Source organism: Nostoc sp. (assembly GCF_036917355.1).
In the GTDB taxonomy this organism is placed as follows: Bacteria; Cyanobacteriota; Cyanobacteriia; order Cyanobacteriales; family Nostocaceae; genus Nostoc.
In genome coordinates this window covers 60339-78846 of the sequence record NZ_JBALDP010000071.1, presented here as the reverse complement: position 1 = coordinate 78846, position 18508 = coordinate 60339, and the positions used below count along the sequence as shown (strand labels likewise).

Genomic DNA, 18508 nt, shown 5'->3' with positions numbered 1-18508 from the left:
ATCCGCTCTTTCGTTCAAAATACCCAACTGAATTCTGGCTCGCCTCTCCTGCCGGAGACGCTGCGCGAAAGACTACGCCTTTCTCTACGAGAGGCTGCGCAAACGGTTAGGCTCAGGACAGACTGGGCGACCACCTGACTCCTGAATTCTGTTTTGATAAAAATATATTTATTTAGCTTATATTCTCTAAAAGAAATCTAAATTATGTTTTTACGCAATTCTACTGATTTTGTTTCAAACTAATAAATATAGTCACCACCAATTTTCAAACGGAGAAGATTAATACATGAGTTTGATAGATGGTATATTTCTGACGATATTAAATACTGTTGCCTGTCTAGCACTGCCTAAGCTGCTATCTGTAATTCTGCCTGTCAAACGCCAAAACACTGAATCTTCAAAGTCTGCTATGACATCACAAGATTCTAACTCTGAAATTCCCAGTTTTTCTTAATGTAAACTGACGATCTATAGATATCGCCTTGATGAGGAGAAAACTTAGTTATTGGTGCAAGGCGATATCTAAACAAGAAATTATACATATTTTGTTTTGGGAAAAGAAGGACAGTTGTTTTTCCATTCAACCTAAAATTTATACAGGAAAAAGCTGGTCTACAATACAGCTAAAACCAGGTAATAGCGGAGAAATGAGATTATCGCTACTAAATAAGGTTACTACCAAGTTAAGTTGACTTTGTTCGCGCCGATAGACCTCTAGTTTACGCGATCGCCAATCAACAATCCAATATTCTTTGACTCCTCTGGAAGAATAAAGTTTAAGTTTAGCTTCCTTATCTCGTCTTTGGTCTTCGTTGCTAGCAGACAAAACTTCGACTACTAAATCTGGTGCGCCAGTCAAATGTCCCGCTTCATCCAATGTTAGCGCCAAGGTTTCTTTAGTAGCCCAAACTACATCAGGAATCACATTATCTGATTCTGAAAACAAAACGCCGGGATTGATTACAGCTTCTCCTAAACCAGTAGACTCTGACCAAATGTTAAGCTGTTGGAAAATTTTGCCACAAGTTTGCTGATGTTTAAAGTGAGGTGCCCTGGTCATAAATAATTCTCCATCAACTATCTCGTAGCGCGTCCCTTCATTTTCCGGTAACAGTTCTACATCCTGAGTTGTCCAGCGTACTCCTGTATTAAGTATCTGACTCATTGGCTAACTCCTTTAATCTTGCTTTTGTGTATAGTGTTTCTCGTTTGTATGAAAAATACTCTGACCTCTCTCCTAAAAGGAGAGGCTTTGACGAATCTTACTCCCCTTCCCTTGTAGGGAAGGGGTTAGGTCTGTATTAGACTCAACCCAGAAGCGCCGTATTTTAATCATAAGATTTAAGTTGAGCTTCCTTATCTAGTTTTTCAAAAAACAAATATATGAGCAAATTGTAAGATTTAAACAAAATGCACCAAATAAAATGCCAAACCAACCACCTAGTATAAGAGGGTTAGAGTTATCTTCAATGAGTGTCAGAATTTTCTGTTGAGAATCGTTTAGAAAAGCATTAATTTTGTCAGCAAGTTTTTGTGCTGATGGTTGCCAGAAGGAGGGTTGAGAAATGCGATAATTTTCTCCATCCTTAATAACAGGGCTGACATAATATCGGTTGTCTCCACCATCATGAATTGTCTTAACTTTTACGCCCATCCATAGATCTAATTCAGAATAGATTTTTACAGAGGACTCCCACCAATCTCGATTAGCCAACTGACAATTGACGCGCTTTGGTGTTCGCTCACATGAAAAAGTGGTAATCTTCTCTGGTGCAAATATTAACTTGACTCCAAATGCAACAAGCGAAACACAAAAAAGCAAATATATAAAGTTAAAGCAATGCATTGATTTTGGCAAATTTGAGAGTTTTGATTTCTCTCCCTCCTTAATTTTTTTATTGTCATTCATCATGAAACAATGATTGTTTTGGTTTGTATTACTCGTCCTTAGCAAATTATCTCTTGCGATTTTCGCGCCGCCACTTACTCCGTACTAAACGAATTTCATCAAAAGTGTAGCTTTCGCCTAGTTGTTCTTTGATAGGAGTGAGGGAAATATCACCGAGCACTTCTAAAACTTGCCAAATTTTTTGTTGATGTTCTAAAGGTACTAATTGATTTAAATCAACTGGCTGATTTAAATCAATTAGTTTTTCTAAATGATTGCTAACTGTTGCCGGACTAAGGTTGCGCTTTTGGGCAATTTGAGCGATATTTAAACCTTGTTGATGCAATTGCAATGTTTGTAATTCGGTGTAAGAAGAAGATGATTTGACAGAAGATACGGAAGTAGCAGATTTATTTTGCAAACCTTTCTCTTGGCGGTAGGCGCGAATTTCTGTAATGAACTTTTCGCCATATTGAGCGAGTTTGTGACTACCTACACCAGAAAGTTTGGCAAATTCAGCTAAGTTTTGGGGTTGCACCTGTACCATCAATTTTAAAGTGGAATCGTGGAAGATGACGTAAGGTGGTACAGATTGCTCATCAGCTAATTGTTTACGTAGCGATCGCAACTTCTGTAATAATATTTCTGCAACTTCTGCTTTTTCAATCCCCTGTTCCCAGGTAATCTTTTGGACTGTGGTTACAGCTAGCGAAACTGTACGCTGTTTTCGCATTACTTCCCAACTGTGGGCATTGAGTTTTAAAACTGAGTAACCATCGCTAGTTTGTTCTATTAACCCTTGATGTAAAAGCGATCGCCCCAACATTCGCCATTCATCTACAGTTCTATCTTTACCAATACCATAAGTAGAAAGTTTATCGTGTTCGTACTGGATAATTTTGTCTTTTTTTGCCCCCCGCAACACATCAATTATGTGTAGCATCCCAAACCTTTCTTTGCAACGCGCTACACAAGATAAAAACTTCATAGCTTCAATTGTCCAATCTTGCACGGGTTTAGGATAACGACAATTATCACAGTTACCGCAATTCCCAGGAAACCTTTCGCCAAAATAACCTAGTTGAATTGTTCGCCGACAATCAGTGCCTTCAGCGTAATCGATCGTCTGCCGCAATTGTTGTTTGGCAATCAACTGTTCTTGAGGATCGGTTTTTTGATCGATACTCCATTCAATTGTTTTAACATCACCAAAGCTGAAAAATATTGTACACCGAGATGGTTCTCCGTCTCTACCGGCTCTACCCGATTCTTGATAATAACTTTCTATGTTTCTAGGCAGATCGAAATGAACTACCAACCGCACATCGGGTTTATTAATTCCCATCCCAAAGGCGATTGTTGCCACCATCACCCGGACATCATCTCGAATAAATCGCGTTTGATTACTACTACGTTCTTCATCACTTAATCCGGCGTGATAAGGCAGAGCAATAACTTTATCATTTTGTAGTTTAAAAGTAAGTTCATCAACTTTTTTCCGAGTTAAAGAATAAATAATTGTCGAACCTTCAGTTTCTCGAATTAGTTCTAACAATTCAGCGTAAGCATTTTTAGTTTTAGGACGAACTTCGTAATAAAGATTTTCACGGTTAAAGCTGGCAAGATGAATACTTGGTTGCTTTAGTCCTAGTTGTTGAATGATATCGCTACGGACGCGATCGGTTGCTGTCGCGGTGAGGGCGACGGTAGGAACATCAGGATAGCGTTTTCGCAGAGATTTTAACTGGCGATATTCTGGACGAAAATCGTGTCCCCATTCCGAAACACAATGCGCTTCATCAATAGCAAAGCTAGAAATACCGATTTTTTCTTTAACTAAATCGAGAAATGGGAGAAACCTCTCACTCAGAAGACGTTCTGGAGCAACATAGAGTAATTTTACTTTACCACTGAGGATGGCTTCTTCCCGCGATCGCACTTTGTAAGCATTCAAACTGCTATTGAGAAATGTCGCGTTAATATTATTATTTCGCAGTGCTTCTACTTGGTCTTGCATCAAAGCAATTAACGGCGACACTACCACAGTTAGTCCATTTTTCAACAATGCCGGTAGCTGAAAACATAGAGATTTCCCCCCGCCAGTCGGCATCACAACCATTAAATCTCGATTTTGCAGCGCATCTTCGATAATTTGCCGTTGTCCGGGGCGGAATTGGTCATAACCGAAGTGATATTTTAGCGCTTGTTCGAGATGGGGATACTGGAGCATAGCGATCGCTTTTTCGGGGCCTGTCTGCGTGAGTAGTGATTGAAGATATCAGGATTTTAACTCACATCATTGGTAGCTTTGGTCAGAACTGCGTTTCTTTAGTCGAGGTTTTTGACTCTGTTGAGATTGTTTAGAGAAGTGGTTAACGATGAACAAAAAGTTAGCCAATCTCAAGCTGAGTCCCTAACTAAGTTTTTAATGATTATTCTTCTCAATTTCCCTAGCAGCTCTTGACTTTGGACAGTCAGGAAATTGAAGGGTTGTAGTCAAGTCGGCACATTTTAGCTGTGATTCTAAAACATCAATCTTTCGTAAAAGCGATACTCCCCACACTATAGAAATCACCAACTTGATAGTCATACCCACGAGCAAAAGTGTCACTATTGTGGAATTTTTCTTTTGTTGAGCCAGCCTTTTTTGTTGCTCAAGAAGTCGTGCTTCTACTTCTTGAGCACGTTCAGCCTCTAATGCTTGCTGTACTTCTCGCCGATCTAATTCTTCACTAGCAGCTAAAAAGCGATAATCTAAATTGCTCAAGCTTTTACCATTTGCCCACGTTTGAGCATCGATCAAGGCTTGTCCACGTAATAGGCGAGATTTATCTTTTTCTTCTGAGGCTACCCATGCATTAAAGCTTTCGTAGTAGGGGCGCAAGTAAGCTAATTTTTTTCCAACCCATTCTAAATTAAAAACTTCTTGATAAATTCGGTTTTTTACTTGGAGACAACCTTGTTTTTTGATTACCAAACCAGACAGCAACAGTTCTACCTGTTCTCGACTATCATCGGCTGGTACTTTCAATCCTTGGAGGATTTGTTGATAAATTCCTAACAATCTGGCGGCAAATTTTTCGTTTCTGAGGATGCGATCGCGAATAGTTCGTAAATGCTCTGGTTCGTCTTGTGATTCCCATTTCTCAATGATGTACGATCGCACCACATTTTCTATCCAAAATTCTTCTGTGCCAGGGGGAATTTTCAGCTTTCTACCCATATCATCTTGAGATAAACTCACAAGTAGCCGACACAGCTTTTGAGTAAGAAATGGTTGCCCATCTGTCCAAGCTAATACTTCTTTCAAAACTTTCTGAGGATGATTGTCTTTAATATCTAGTCCCAAAGAAAGTGGTTGAGCTTCTTCAAAGGTGAAACCATTTACTTGGATAGTTTTACCAAGATTAAATGGGGTAGTATTATTTTGATATATAATTAAGTCTGAAGGTGTAGCAACCCCAAAAATGGCAAATGTAATCCGATAATACTCTGGATTTATTGCTCGTTGATTGTAACAGAACCGAATCAAATTAAAAAAGTCATCAACAGAGAAATCAAGGCTGAGTATACTATCAACTTCATCAATAAAAATAAATAGTTTTTCGTTAGGAAACTGAGTTAACAAAATGTCTGAAATAAATCGACTGGTTTTCTGAACTAAAGAAAGATCGTTTTGTTCTTGCCACCAGGTTTTTAAATTAACTTTTCCTAAAAGTTTAAAACTCAACCATAAATCGCCAACAATTCCTTTATACCACTGTTCTGGAGTTATATTTTCACAACCAATATTAGTCATATCAACGGTGGCACATTTAAAGCCCTCTTTTTGCAAGCGGTGCTTTGTTTTTACCATAAGTGAGGATTTACCCATTTGTCTACAGCTTAAAATGTGGCAAAATTCACCCTGTTTTAAAGCTTCGTAAAGTTCTACATCCGCTCGGCGCTGAACATAGCTAGGAGCGTCATTAGTAAGAGTACCACCAACTTGGTATCGATAATTTTTCATTTAATGGATTTTTAATTTTAAATTCTTTTTATATCTCAATTAATAAATGTCCATAGGTAAATTTGATAAAATGCTCATAATTTCGATGAAATATTAGGTTCATAGTAAAAACTATAGTACTTATTATGAACTCTTAAAACTAGTTTGGAAGTTTGATAGAAGCATTAGCAGTATTTTGCTTTCCAAACTGTTGACTAAAATAAAGACGATATAATTCACACATGGCACTAGCTTGATTGCCGTTTAGTTGAACCAAACCCATACTTTCTAGTTTGTAAGCAGCGATCGCGTCTAACTCCACTTTTTCATCTGTTGCAATTACCTGTTGCATAGCTGACATTAATTCTGGTTCTTCTTGCAGTAGTGTCAACAGTTCTCGTAAATGCTGACCGTAAATTCCTACTGGTGTAGATGCAGTTTCTAATAACACCTCTAGCGTCATTCCACCCTGACATAAATGATAAAATGCAAGGCTCACCAGATAGGGATGTCCTCCTACCATTGCTTGTAGGGGTGCAAGGCGTTTTGCGCCTTCCGAGTTTCCTGCCCAATCTAGTCCGTAACGTAATGCTAAACTCTGTACTTGCTTAAGGGTAAATGGTGGCAGTGTAATTGTTATCCCTACATTGAAAGGCGATTGGTTGAGCTTAAGCGGAATATAAATTTCTGTGGTGTGAACCACTATCATCCGTAGTTTTTGCCAAGTCTGATCTTGCTTTGCTTGTTCATGCCAAAATCGCAGCATTGGCAGAAAGTCTTGGGCAATATTGGGATGTTCAAAAATCCGATGGACTTCATTCAAAGCCAAAACTAAAGGACTATCATTAATGTATTGCAAGAGATAAGCTTCAAAATAGATTTTGCAGCTTACCTTGCTGCCCATTTCTATATCCCAAAAATCATCTATACAAGGAAAGAGATTTAACTGCCTACTAACATTTACACAAAACCAGCGCAAAAATTTATCCAAGGAAACAAAAACGTCTTGGTCAGCTTCTTGAAAGTCCAAATAGACAATTTGATAATCTTGCTCTCTAGCAAAAGCAATCATCCGATTGAGCAGAGAACTTTTTCCCATCTTTCTAGGTGCTTTGATCCGGATTAAGCAACCAGGGTGTAAAACCTCATTACAAACAAGTTCTTCCAGGGAAGGGCGATTGATGTAAAGAGGAGAATCTAGTGCTACAGGGCCGCTAGGAAATTCTATCTTGCTTGCTGAAAAAAAGTCTGGAGAAACCATTTCTAAGCTAGATTCTTGACCGAACTTTTCTTGGATCTGATTTTCTTGATTACCTATCTCGTCTTGCAAATGTTTATTTAAGGCTAAATGCAGATTTTTTTTCGTTATTCTTTTTCCAAGTGCTATAGAAAGGTCTTGCCACAACTCAGAACCAACTTCCTTGATGTAATTGTTACCGTAGCCTGACACCTCTGCCATCTCACCATAAGTTTTACCCAACCACGATTGATAGAGTACAAACCACTGAATTGAATCGAGAGGCTTGTCTTGGAGAATTTTTTTTACAGATTGTAGAAGCTTATCCACAGTGTATAAATTGTTAAACAGGTAGGCAATTTACTTATAGCGGTTATCCGTTGAGTAAGGTATGAAAACCCACCTAAATCACCTCCCCACAAGCGAGAAAGTGACTATGATGTACCTTATATAATTAGGAAACGCTATATAATTTTTGGCCCAGTAATAATAATATACATCTGAAAAAATACTTGAAACCAGAAAAATTCAAGATTGCATTGATACAATTTTAAACTCTATTAGTAAATCACAAATATTATTGTAATTATATTTTTTGAGCCATTTTTGTATAATTATATACTTTTTATTGACCATTAGTCTCTGCTATTTAGAGTACGAAGTTAGTTCAGCCTAATGCAGCCTTGAAAAAGCTGATGACGATCGTGGCTCACTGGTGTGAGATCCTAGAGATAGTCAATGGAGTGCGAACACAATGGAACAACATCAGAAGCCAACGGTTGTAATTACGGGTGCATCTTCGGGGGTGGGCTTGTATGCTGCAAAAGCTCTTGCTGATAAAGGATGGTATGTGATACTGGCATGTCGGGATTTAGCGAAGGCACAAAAAGCTGCTCAGGATGTGGAAATCCCCTACAACAGTTATACCAGCATACATATTGACCTTGGCTCCTTGGAAAGTGTTCGACAATTTGTGAAGAACTTCCGAGCCACTGGAAAGTCTTTAGACGCTTTGGTGTGCAACGCTGCAATTTATATGCCCTTAATCAAAGAGCCGTTACGCAGTCCAGAAGGTTACGAGTTAACTGTCACTACTAATCATCTGGGGCATTTCCTATTGTGCAACTTGATGATAGAGGATCTGAAGAAATCATCTTTAGAGCCAAGGCTGGTAATTTTAGGAACAGTCACGCACAATCCAGACGAACTGGGTGGGAAAATTCCACCACGTCCCGACTTGGGCGATTTGCAAGGCTTTGCAGAAGGGTTTAAAGAGCCAATATCGATGATTGATGGCAAGAAATTTGAACCAGTCAAAGCTTACAAAGACAGCAAGGTTTGCAATGTGCTGACTATGCGGGAACTGCACGAGCGCTATCACAAGTCAACCGGTATCGTCTTCAATTCTCTTTATCCGGGATGTGTTGCAGAAACGCCGCTATTTAGAAACCACTATCCCCTGTTTCAGAAAATCTTTCCATTATTCCAGAAGTACATCACTGGGGGATATGTGTCTCAGGAGTTGGCGGGAGAACGGGTTGCTGCCGTGGTTGCCGATCCTGAGTATAATCAATCTGGTGTCTATTGGAGTTGGGGAAATCGCCAGAAGAAAGATGGCAAGTCTTTTGTGCAAAAAGTCTCTCCTCAAGCCCGTGATGACGACAAAGGCGATCGCATGTGGGAACTAAGCGCCAAATTAGTTGGACTTGCATGACGGAAAAGGAGGTGGCGTTACTTTTGTGCATGATTCATAAATTCATTTTTTTGAATGAATTGGCATTATTGTGCAGGTAAGTAATGCTTGAGGTGATTATTACGTCACCTCTGACTTTAGTAAATGCCTTAAGTTTTTGCTGAGTGTTATACACAAGCGGTTAAGCAGCAAAAGCTGAAACTGGCTTGTTAATCAAATCTTTTCCTTTGAACTGCCCATACCAGCTAGCAGAAGTCACAGATGATGAATTTTTACCTCAGTAAGCCCTGAATCAGTCTGTATGTACCGCTTCACTCTACAGTTATACCTCTATATTGCCTACTCTCTTGACTTAATACATCGAAAATATGTATAATGACGGACGCATAGAAGGGGAGTAGCTGCTGGCAAAAAACTTGAAAGCCAGTACATCTGAATCAACATACTGGCGATGAGCCTGGTTCAGGTGGCAAATAATCAATATTTGAAAGCGAGACCTTCACTAAGTTCACACCGAAAAGTGTAAACTTGGTGAGGTCTTTTGGCTCTCATCAAGCTTCACATCGGTAAACGATTCTTCAGGAGCTTGAGAGAGTGTTAACAGCTTTTACCGCAGGTTTATTACTAATTACAGTTTCAGAACTAGGTGATAAAACATTTTTTATTGCTGTAATTTTGGCGATGCACCACCCGCGGCGGCTGGTATTTATAGGTGTGACAGCTGCTTTGGCGGCGATGACAATCCTTTCGGTGATATTTGGACAAGCAGTATCTTTGTTGCCAAAAGTTTATATTCATTACGCCGAAATAGCTTTATTTATTGCCTTCGGTATCAAGCTGTTGTATGACGCTAGTAAGATGTCCTCGGCTGCTTGTGATACAGAAGTTGTGGAAGAAGCTGAAGCTGCGGTGAAACAAGCAGATTTGCAGTTACCAAAGCAAAAGACTAAGTTGGCAATTGTCGTAGAAGCCTTTGTGTTGACATTTATGGCAGAGTGGGGCGATCGCACCCAAATTGCCACCATTGCCCTAGCCGCTGGTAATAATCCCATTGGAGTGACAATAGGTGCAATTTTAGGACATTCCATTTGTGCTGCGATCGCAGTTATCGGCGGCAAAATGATTGCCGGACGCATTTCTGAGCGTCAACTCACCCTGGTTGGCGGATGCCTGTTTTTAGTCTTTGGTATTGTTGCTGCCATTGAAGGAGCGTGAGGGGAAGAAGCAGGGGAGAAATCAATTCAAAATTCAAAATTCAAAATTCAAAATTAAAGAACTTCTCACTCCTGCCTCACTTCGACTACGCTCAGTGACCACCTGCTTCCTCTTCCCCAATACCCATTACTTGGGAGTATTTCCCACTGAAGATGCAGGAGAGGTAGCAGATTTAGGAATGGGAGAAACCGTTCCTGCCTTCTTAATTTCGTCTCTGTACTTAGCAGGTGCTAAAGCTGCGGCACTATCAAATAAAGGTTTTGCATCTGCATCTTTGCCCTGTTGTTTCAGGAGCATCGCTTTTGCCACGACGGGACGAAAATCCTTGGGATCTTTCTTAATTGCCTGGTCATATACAGAGCTAGCTTGAGCGTAGCGTTTCTGGGAAGCATGAACAGAACCTAACAGCACCTGCACGGCTACTATATCTACACTTCCAGGCTGAATTGTATTTGCTTGGGCTGCATTAGAGAGGGTTTCTTGCAACAAACCAATGGCTGCTTCCGGGCGTTGCTGACTGATCAATAGAGCCACCATTCCTTGCAAAGCCTTCAAATCACCTGGTTTCGTGGACAAAATCGAGCGATAAGCTTGAGCGGCTCCTTCGCGATCGCCAATTTGCTGTTTTGCTTGAGCTAGTAACACTGAATATTCTGACTGTTCGGGATTCAGCTTTGCTAGCTTTTCTAGGGGTTCAATGACAACTTGGATATCAGCTGGTTTAACCTCACTTTTATCTTTTTGACTCAGTAATTGCAGCCGCGCCTGTAACAGACCCTTAAGCGCAGTCTGATTTTCTGGTTCTCGTTGCAAAACCTGTTCATAACCCCGTGCTTCGTCTTCCAGTTTTGATTTTTGGTCAGCGGAGGACAAACTGCCTCTGGTGTTAGCAGTATTCTGACTTGAGGGTGGCGTATTATTAAATGCTCCAATTATGGGAATCACCGAAACACCCACAAAAGCAAGAATTGCCACCGCTAAGACGACTTGAACTATCCAACGATTGCGCGGTTGAGACACGGTTTTGTCTTTCTCCTAAATTTTAATGACATTATCATTTACACAAATCGTAAAGTTAAAAATTTCCAAAACTTTGCGGAATACCGCCAATTGCCTGTGAATTTTATAACAATTAACTATCCACACTGCTAAAGTAAGTGATGACTTTAGGAGGAGCCGTCAGAATTGTAGCTATGATATGCTTCCGAAACTAGTGTAAAGCCGCTAAATTAGACATTTAGTGTTTATACATTAAATTTAGCGCCTTTAGGATTGTATAGAGTACCCTAGTGTGATTTTGTGAAAAGCCAATATACTTTCATCAGTCGCACAAATGCTCTTTCCAGCTGCCTTTGTAAAATCCCACAATGGGATGTGTCTCCGCCGCAAGGAGTTTTTATGAATTCCGACCTGATGCCGTTGCCTGAATCTTCCAATTCTTCTGCCTCTAACCAGGGCCCAACTAATGTAGAGGCAGCCGCTAATGTTCATATAGCAGCCCAGTCCTCTAAACAAGTTGACAATTTGCCTGTCAACACCAGCGAGACTGACGCAAATGGGAACTTGATTAATCGCCAGCAACCGATTCCACCTCCCAGCGAACCGATGCAGTATCGAGCGATCGGCTTAGTCCGGGGTCGCTATCATGCTAGCAGCGAACAATTTACTCAAGGTACGCTGCTGACTCCAGATGGTGTAGAACTCAATGCCGTCCTCCTAGGCCGGATTATGAGCTTAGTCAAGAATCATCTAGACTTAGAAAAAGAACACTTGTGGGTAGTATATCCACGTACTAGACAAGAAAATGACACCTTGCACATCCAAATCGTCGGAGTTTGGGAGCCAGAAAATCTGGCTAAAAACTCAACAGATGAGGACGAATCGGATTTTGAGTTGCAAGAGTTAGAGACACTCGATGATGGCTTATCCGAGAACTCTGAACTAAATACAACTGCCCCCAGACCTTCATCAGAAGTTGCAGATGGTGGTTTTTCTGTTCGTGGTGAAGTAGTATACCAATCTTTTGATGCTAAAAGCTTGGTAGTCAAAATTAGGCAGGCTCCACGCAAATCAACTGACAAACCCAAATATTTTAAGTTGAAATTGAGGGGTGTGCTAACTACCAAAGCAGTGGGAAAATTCTGGGACTTCCAAGCCAAGCGAGAAGCAGACGTTTTAGTAGTAGAAAAAGCTGAAGCGATCGCTGATTTGCCCAAAAAACGCAAACCACCATTTAAAAGTGGGCCTCGTGCTGGCATTGGTGGTGCTGGTGGTAGAAAACCATTCCCCCCCAGACGCACTGGCGAAACTCCTCGTCCTATCAAGAAAACAAGTACAGGCGGCGACACTTCAGTGGTGTCAAAACCTATACCAAGAACACCCGCTCCTAAACCGATCAAGCGACCGAAACCGACTCAAGAGTAGGGAATGGGGCATAAGAGGCAGAGGGGCAGAGGGGCAGAGGGGAAAAACTTACTGCAACTTCTCCCCCGCTCCCCTGCTCCAATCAAAAATCCGTCCGACGGTCTTGGGGTAGAAAAGATCGCTCCATCGAAATTGGAGAAACTGGTTCTGTCAGGGTAAACGTACCTGCTTCGATCCACTTTTTCAACTCTAGGGCGACTTGTCTAGAAAAGAACAAACTCGCTAAGGGGGCAGAGCGTACTGCTTTGCCCTCTATAGTGAGCCACCCAGATTTGAGTTGGGCGTAACTCACTAAACCAAAGGTGGGACGTACGCGCCGGGGAATGGAAAAATCTACTATTGGGGCTACTAAGTCTCGGTCTTGGACGGCACAATGTTCAATTACTTGTTCATTTAATACAGGTAGTGGTACACCAACCCCTAACATCAATGAGGGGCCATAACTTTTGAAGTAACACCCCCGCACCCAATGAGCATCCATTTGCTTGGCATCACCAATTAAAGCTAAAGTTGCAGAAGGCCCAATCGGTGTACGATTAGCTAAACGCTTTTGTAAGGGGAAGTGCTGAGTGCCTTCCCAAGCGACATAACCAATACCGCCGCCTAAAAAAATTCGAGTACCTATACCAACGAGTTGCAAATCGGGATCGTTGAGTAAGGGGGAAATCGCACCTGGGTTAGAATAAACAGCATTCCCCAAACGCGGTTGTAAAGGGCCGAGATAGGTGAAGAGGGGGCGATCGCCACCATTTACACCAACAATAAAATTTTGATAAAGATTGCGCGGATTGAATAAATAAAACTGATTAATTGTGTCACTGGTAATTGTAGTTTCAAAATTTGCCCTGGGGTAACAATCTGTTACTTGTCCTTGCGCTTTCACGTGTATAGATTTACCAGCGATCAAATCTTCGATTACATGACCGCCACCACGTTCTCGCACTTCTTCCCCATCCGTCGTCTCCACAGCGCAACTCGCACCCAAATATAAATCTACTGCCCCAAAACCAGAGTATGCTGGCACGCCATCTAACCAACAACGGCGAATTTTGATTGGGGGATCGGTATGTCCCAGATTGATAATTGCACCACTTGATTCCATCGGCTCAAAAGTACCAGTGGTAATTACATCAACTTCTTTAGCGGCTTTAGTAACACCGATTTCTACAACTCGTGCTTTTAATTCTTCAGTTGTCAACACCACCGCACGTTGGCGCTTAATTTTCTCATTAATTTCTGCAATTGTTCGCATCTTCTCAGTGCTTGCGCTTCCTGCTGAATGGTGAATAGGGAGAAACACGATTAATCGCGTCTGTAACTAGGGAGTAGGGAAAAGAAATTTTCATTGCTCTTTGTGAGCGCTGACGATCGAGGCTTTTGAATAATTTCATCTCCAAATAACGATCGCCAATCTCTGCGCGACAGCTTACCCCGAATAAAGATAGATTCCAAAAAATAATTCAAGTATTGCAAAATTAAAATGATAGATTTTTTGGGTCAAACAAGCTACCTATATCCAAAATAGTTTTTATTCTACGTAAAATTACCATAAAGAAAGCCTTGCATTATCAATCAAATGTATGTATGGTTAGGATTAAGTGGACTTACTGGACTTAAATAATTTTACGTCAACCGAAAGAAACATTTCTGGTTTTTGTAAAGCATTATAAGCCAACTAGTCAATCGCAAAGTGAGAGTTAATAGCAGATACTAGAAAGTTTTGAGAAGGTAGAAATTATTTAAGAGCGTTAATAGAAGCGAAGCATAAGCAAAAAAAAGTTGCTTTCTGGCGGACTTATTCTGATTTCTACTTCCTCAAAGCAATTCTACTTATTGCTATTGATTTTATTGCTACATTTGACCTGATAATGAATTGAGTAAGAGGCAATGACTACTTCAGAATTAGCTAATCTTGAGCAAAAAAACCAAAGTAAGATTTCCGATAGGATTGAAAATTTATCCTCTTCATCAGATGAAAAAAAGTTGTTCAACCTGAAGGTAATAGAATATTTATTACTTGCAGCTTTTGTCTCTGCTGGACTCTTTATTATTTTTCTTTCAGATGATAAAACAGTTGTAATTTCTGGAGCAGTATCTCTAACTTTTTTGTTTTTTTTGTTGCTCATCAACAGACAAGTATATCAGAACTATAAGCAGACCGTTTATAAATCTGAACTCACCAAAAAAGCTGAACTCTATAGTTATTTATTGACCAATCCTAATTCTTGGGATAAAGATACGCTGACTCTAACAAGAGGGAAGGCTTTACAATACAGCCAAGACTTGATTGACGATTATAAAAAAATTAGGAGTGTATCAAGGAACCTTTACTATAGTTTACAAATTTCGACAGTGATTTTATCAGGAGTCACACCGATTTTAGTTCTGGTAGACAAATTAGAAGCAGGACAAGCTTGGCTGAAGTGGCTCCCTGTGCTTTGCCCAGCTATTGCTTCTATAGTTGCTAGTATAGTTACCTCTTTTCCTTTTCAGAAGAATTCGCTTGCTGCTAATACAGCCGTTGAATTATTAGAAGCGGAACAAGAGAAATTTATATTGGGCGTGACTCCGCCTTATCGTTGTTATGATGTATCTGACGAAACCCAACAGCAACAAAAGGCAAGTCAGGCATTAGAATATTTTATTGTTCAAGTGAACAATATTCATCTCAACCAATTGCAACAAACTAGTGAGACTCAATCAGAGAAGACAGAATCAGCTTCATCTAATGAGTCAAGCAAAGCAGAAGCAGAGGTAAAGAGCCAGAACAAACAATAGCTGATGAGCTAATTGTGTCCATGCTCATGGTTATTTTTTCAAAGAGGATTTCTTCAGACTGACTCAAAAGTATGAGATTCCCGACTTTTTTAAGAAGTTGGGAATCTTATTGTTTTTTCACTCCAGCACTAATTATCCCAATAGTTTGAAAATTTACAAGACTTCATATATCATATAACTTGTGTAATTGAGTTTTTTGGCTTTCCAGGAATTATTGTTGCTATCTTCGATTAAGGCAAGAGACGCGATGAATCGCCGTCTCTACAATAATTGGTCTTTCGTCTTGACGGCGATTTATAGCATCTTTTTAATCTAAAAATTTCATCAAAAAATCTTAACCGAACCCTACTGCCACATTGAAAGTCGAGTGACTAATCTTATTTTTTCAAGATATCATCATCAATCGAGGGATTCTCATTTTTATCTGTATTTTCTGCCGTCCAATTATCATCTGTTCTAGGAGATTCAGAAACTATCACAAACTCAGTCTCTTTTTTATGATTATTTCCCCATTCATCTAAAACATCTTTAATTAACACTTCTTGTAACCAAATCTTAGCGACAACAGTTAAAGGTAGTGCTAGGAATAATCCTAAAAAGCCAAAGAAAGTGACGAAAAATAGCTGGGCAATTAAGGTTATAGCTGGCAGTAATGAGACTTGATGCGCCATGACAACAGGCGTGATGAAATTACTCTCAATCTGTTGAATAATAAAGTAGAGAATCAAGACAGCGATCGCTTTCCAAGGTTCATCCAAGAAAGCGATCGCCATTGCTGGGATTACACTCATTGTTGGCCCCAAATTGGGAATCAAGTTAAAAAATCCCGCTAAAACCGCTAAAGCAAGTGCTGCCTTGACATGCAAAATTGATAAGCCAATCAGACTCATCACCCCCACTACAAAGATGGCAATGAAAGCGCCTGTAATCCATCCCTCCAAAGAGACTTCACATTTATCTAAAATTCCATCTACCCGTCGCCGATAAAATGAAGGGAAAAGCCGGACAAATACTTTGCGGTAAGCCATTGGGTCGGCTAACATCATTCCTGTTAAAACCAACACTAGCAAAATCTTGAGGACGACTTCTAAAGAGCCAGATACAAAAGCAAAGGAGTTTCCCAGTAACCGATTAGCGAAGGGCTGTACTTGTTGAATGAGGCTATTGATATCTGGGATATAAGGAACTAACTGGTCAGGAATACGAGTTCTCAGGGCATCAAGCCAACTATTAAAGCGTCCAAACCCTTTAGGAACTTGATATGTTAGTTCTTGAAACTGTTGGGCAAATGGCGGCACAATTAGCCAGAAAAAACCCACAACACCTGCGAAAAAGATAGCTACTGCTAGGAGTACGGCGAATCCCCGCCTCATCCCAAACCTTTGGAAACGTTTCGCTAGGCGATTTAAGGTGGTGGCTAACACAACTGCGGCAAACATCAGCAAAAGCACTTCCCGAATTTGCCACAGGATGTATAAACAAAGAAGTATGGCGATTAAGCCGATCCATTGACCCAGGTTCACAGGCTAACTCCCAACGGTTGGCGAGATGGAATTTTCTTGTAATTAAGCTAGGTTAGCTGATTTTAGGAACTTGTGCGTAAATGGTTTGAGTTAATTTTGTTTTTGTGCTTGAAATCGCCATAGTAGAGCGATCGCTACGATCGCAATCGGCGAGAATACTATAATCAGCGCGTTAGTTGCTGTCGCCGGAATTGGTAGACTTGGCCCTGCATACTTAATCAATACCGATAACAAAGCCGAGAGTAAAAGTAGTTTTAGAATTAATCCTAATTGATTTTCCATAAAAGTACGGCAATACAGATTTTTGTGGTACATACAAATTTACGCTATACCATGTAGTTTCTAGAATAAACCCACAGATACAATCCTTGTAGTTTTCACAAAAATATAATTTATATTACCTGTCAGGAGCGAAGGATGTGAGGCGCGATCGCTATTACACGTTGTTAGTGCTGCCTGAACTTCAGACAGCACATTATATACTATTAAAGCTTTACAGAAAATAACCAAAGCAGCCTTTGAGTAATTTAAACTAAGCACAAAGGAATGCAGAGTTTTAGCAAACTTTATTTGCTCTGAACTGGCTCAACTTTATATTTAGTTTTAACTAACTCAGGCAATTGTATCAAAAGTTTTTTCACTCTAGCTTGAATATATTTAGGATTTTTAGGTACACGTTTAGCTATATATCTTAATAAAGCAATCTGATAGCCAAACTTATATTGAATTGCAGAAAATATATTGGAATTGATCTGCTTGGTCGAACCTTTGTCTAGGTTTTTTAACTTTGTTACTTCACGATGATATATGGGATGTTCTCCCCAAACGCAGGCAAAGTGTACAAGAGCAGGAGACACCACCTGATTATATTTTTGAAAAGTAGATTTACCTTTAATAGCATCTATATTAAAAGAACCACGAAGACCGATAGGTGTTCGCATCATCTGACCATTATCTTCAAACATACTTTGATTGTGTAGCATCATAGCTAGACCAAAAATACGTTCATCATTAGGGCCATCACCACGAAATTCGCTAATACCTAGCTTTTTCCAATCCTTTGCCAATTCTAGTGCTGTTTCAAAAAAGGCCTTAGTAGTATCGTTTTTTTCAAAATAATAAAGACCTCCATTAAATCTAGGTAATTTTGTTAGATTAAATCGTTTGAGTGTGTCATCTACATCAATGAATGTATCTTTATCACCTGCTTGAAGATATACATTACCTGCCACACTAAAACTTTTACCTTTAAAATCATCAAAAATAAAGTTAATATCCCTTACTGCTATGCAATCACTATCAATACAAAGTGTATATTTAAATGGAGAATAATTATAGACATGAAGCTTTTGTTTTACGTTAGAACCGTATTCATCTCTAATATTTATAACGTAATCATAAAGCTCTAGTAAATCTTTATCAGTTTCACGATCGGTAACAATAGCACGCGGAACATTTGGTGAATGAAGCCGTAGAGAACGTGCTAATGACTTTGCCATTTCTAGATAATAGGATGCTCCGTAAGCATAGGTGATAATGCCACGTTGTGAAATAAACATTATTTTATTAATTAACAGTATCTAAGCTTTTCGTTTTCTAATTGCATTCTACCTTACACGCCAAAGGATAGATATCTACTAATATCAATCAAGCTTAAATTCTGTGTAAAGTGTCCGTAAAGTATAGTCTAAATTTTATTTAGACCTGTTTAAACACGTCTGGTTGATTGCCTTTAAAATAACATTTTAAAGGTATAGATAGG

Annotated in this window: 15 protein-coding genes; 5 read left to right on the top strand and 10 right to left on the bottom strand. The window is 39.8% G+C overall.

Annotation, left to right across the window (positions count from 1 at the left end):
• The first annotated feature begins 286 nt into the window (after nucleotides 1-286).
• Nucleotides 287-454: a hypothetical protein gene (locus V7K53_RS23440; RefSeq protein WP_335199941.1), complete on the top strand. Its 168-nt coding sequence runs from the start codon at nucleotides 287-289 to the stop codon at nucleotides 452-454.
• A gap of 138 nt (nucleotides 455-592) precedes the next feature.
• On the opposite strand, the gene V7K53_RS23435 is transcribed toward V7K53_RS23440, so the two are convergent.
• The 5 genes from V7K53_RS23435 to V7K53_RS23415 form a co-directional block, all read right to left on the bottom strand.
• The gene (locus tag V7K53_RS23435) at nucleotides 593-1165 is read right to left on the bottom strand and encodes a Uma2 family endonuclease (protein ID WP_335199940.1); all 573 of its coding nucleotides are present in this window, start codon (nucleotides 1163-1165) and stop codon (nucleotides 593-595) included.
• 195 nt (nucleotides 1166-1360) lie between these two features.
• Complete coding sequence (locus V7K53_RS23430) at nucleotides 1361-1912, bottom strand: hypothetical protein (protein WP_335199939.1); 552 nt, start codon at nucleotides 1910-1912, stop codon at nucleotides 1361-1363.
• A gap of 43 nt (nucleotides 1913-1955) precedes the next feature.
• A complete protein-coding gene (recQ, locus tag V7K53_RS23425) occupies nucleotides 1956-4118 on the bottom strand; it encodes a DNA helicase RecQ (RefSeq protein WP_335199938.1) in 2163 nt (720 codons plus the stop codon).
• A 195-nt stretch (nucleotides 4119-4313) separates the two neighbouring features.
• Nucleotides 4314-5897 carry an AAA-like domain-containing protein gene (locus V7K53_RS23420; protein WP_335199937.1) on the bottom strand — a complete coding sequence of 528 codons (1584 nt, stop codon included), beginning with the start codon at nucleotides 5895-5897 and terminating at the stop codon, nucleotides 4314-4316.
• A gap of 139 nt (nucleotides 5898-6036) precedes the next feature.
• A complete protein-coding gene (locus tag V7K53_RS23415) occupies nucleotides 6037-7443 on the bottom strand; it encodes an AAA-like domain-containing protein (RefSeq protein WP_335199936.1) in 1407 nt (468 codons plus the stop codon).
• A gap of 424 nt (nucleotides 7444-7867) precedes the next feature.
• On the opposite strand from V7K53_RS23415, the gene V7K53_RS23410 reads away from it, so the two are divergent.
• Together V7K53_RS23410 and V7K53_RS23405 are read left to right on the top strand one after the other, a co-directional pair.
• Complete coding sequence (locus tag V7K53_RS23410) at nucleotides 7868-8827, top strand: protochlorophyllide reductase (RefSeq protein WP_335199935.1); 960 nt, start codon at nucleotides 7868-7870, stop codon at nucleotides 8825-8827.
• Between the two features lie 573 nt (nucleotides 8828-9400).
• Nucleotides 9401-10021, top strand: a complete 621-nt coding sequence (locus V7K53_RS23405) for a TMEM165/GDT1 family protein (protein ID WP_335199934.1) — start codon at nucleotides 9401-9403, stop codon at nucleotides 10019-10021.
• Nucleotides 10022-10147: 126 nt separating this feature from the next.
• Here the strand turns inward: V7K53_RS23405 and V7K53_RS23400 are convergent, their stop codons facing one another.
• Nucleotides 10148-11041 carry a tetratricopeptide repeat protein gene (locus V7K53_RS23400; protein ID WP_335189847.1) on the bottom strand — a complete coding sequence of 298 codons (894 nt, stop codon included), beginning with the start codon at nucleotides 11039-11041 and terminating at the stop codon, nucleotides 10148-10150.
• A 378-nt stretch (nucleotides 11042-11419) separates the two neighbouring features.
• Here V7K53_RS23400 and V7K53_RS23395 point away from each other — a divergent pair, with 378 nt between their 5' ends.
• Complete coding sequence (locus tag V7K53_RS23395) at nucleotides 11420-12445, top strand: hypothetical protein (protein ID WP_335199933.1); 1026 nt, start codon at nucleotides 11420-11422, stop codon at nucleotides 12443-12445.
• An 82-nt stretch (nucleotides 12446-12527) separates the two neighbouring features.
• Here the strand turns inward: V7K53_RS23395 and V7K53_RS23390 are convergent, their stop codons facing one another.
• The gene (locus V7K53_RS23390; protein WP_335199932.1) at nucleotides 12528-13697 is read right to left on the bottom strand and encodes a homocysteine biosynthesis protein; all 1170 of its coding nucleotides are present in this window, start codon (nucleotides 13695-13697) and stop codon (nucleotides 12528-12530) included.
• Nucleotides 13698-14332: 635 nt separating this feature from the next.
• On the opposite strand from V7K53_RS23390, the gene V7K53_RS23385 reads away from it, so the two are divergent.
• Entirely contained in the window at nucleotides 14333-15223 is an 891-nt protein-coding gene (locus V7K53_RS23385; protein WP_335199931.1) for a DUF4231 domain-containing protein, read from the top strand.
• Nucleotides 15224-15600: 377 nt separating this feature from the next.
• On the opposite strand, the gene V7K53_RS23380 is transcribed toward V7K53_RS23385, so the two are convergent.
• From V7K53_RS23380 to V7K53_RS23370, 3 genes are all read right to left on the bottom strand, one after another.
• Complete coding sequence (locus tag V7K53_RS23380; protein ID WP_335199930.1) at nucleotides 15601-16746, bottom strand: AI-2E family transporter; 1146 nt, start codon at nucleotides 16744-16746, stop codon at nucleotides 15601-15603.
• Nucleotides 16747-16836: 90 nt separating this feature from the next.
• A complete protein-coding gene (locus tag V7K53_RS23375) occupies nucleotides 16837-17028 on the bottom strand; it encodes a hypothetical protein (protein WP_335199929.1) in 192 nt (63 codons plus the stop codon).
• Nucleotides 17029-17312: 284 nt separating this feature from the next.
• A complete protein-coding gene (locus V7K53_RS23370) occupies nucleotides 17313-18305 on the bottom strand; it encodes a hypothetical protein (RefSeq protein WP_335199928.1) in 993 nt (330 codons plus the stop codon).
• Nucleotides 18306-18508 lie beyond the last annotated feature (203 nt).

Coding starts and splice junctions, on each gene's coding strand:
- V7K53_RS23390 (WP_335199932.1), bottom strand. CDS start 13,697: ATGCGAACAATTGCAGAAATTAATGAGAAAATTAAGCGCCAACGTGCG.
- V7K53_RS23435 (WP_335199940.1), bottom strand. CDS start 1,165: ATGAGTCAGATACTTAATACAGGAGTACGCTGGACAACTCAGGATGTA.
- V7K53_RS23410 (WP_335199935.1), top strand. CDS start 7,868: ATGGAACAACATCAGAAGCCAACGGTTGTAATTACGGGTGCATCTTCG.
- V7K53_RS23395 (WP_335199933.1), top strand. CDS start 11,420: ATGAATTCCGACCTGATGCCGTTGCCTGAATCTTCCAATTCTTCTGCC.
- V7K53_RS23375 (WP_335199929.1), bottom strand. CDS start 17,028: ATGGAAAATCAATTAGGATTAATTCTAAAACTACTTTTACTCTCGGCT.
- recQ (WP_335199938.1), bottom strand. CDS start 4,118: ATGCTCCAGTATCCCCATCTCGAACAAGCGCTAAAATATCACTTCGGT.
- V7K53_RS23385 (WP_335199931.1), top strand. CDS start 14,333: ATGACTACTTCAGAATTAGCTAATCTTGAGCAAAAAAACCAAAGTAAG.
- V7K53_RS23430 (WP_335199939.1), bottom strand. CDS start 1,912: ATGATGAATGACAATAAAAAAATTAAGGAGGGAGAGAAATCAAAACTC.
- V7K53_RS23440 (WP_335199941.1), top strand. CDS start 287: ATGAGTTTGATAGATGGTATATTTCTGACGATATTAAATACTGTTGCC.
- V7K53_RS23370 (WP_335199928.1), bottom strand. CDS start 18,305: ATGTTTATTTCACAACGTGGCATTATCACCTATGCTTACGGAGCATCC.
- V7K53_RS23420 (WP_335199937.1), bottom strand. CDS start 5,897: ATGAAAAATTATCGATACCAAGTTGGTGGTACTCTTACTAATGACGCT.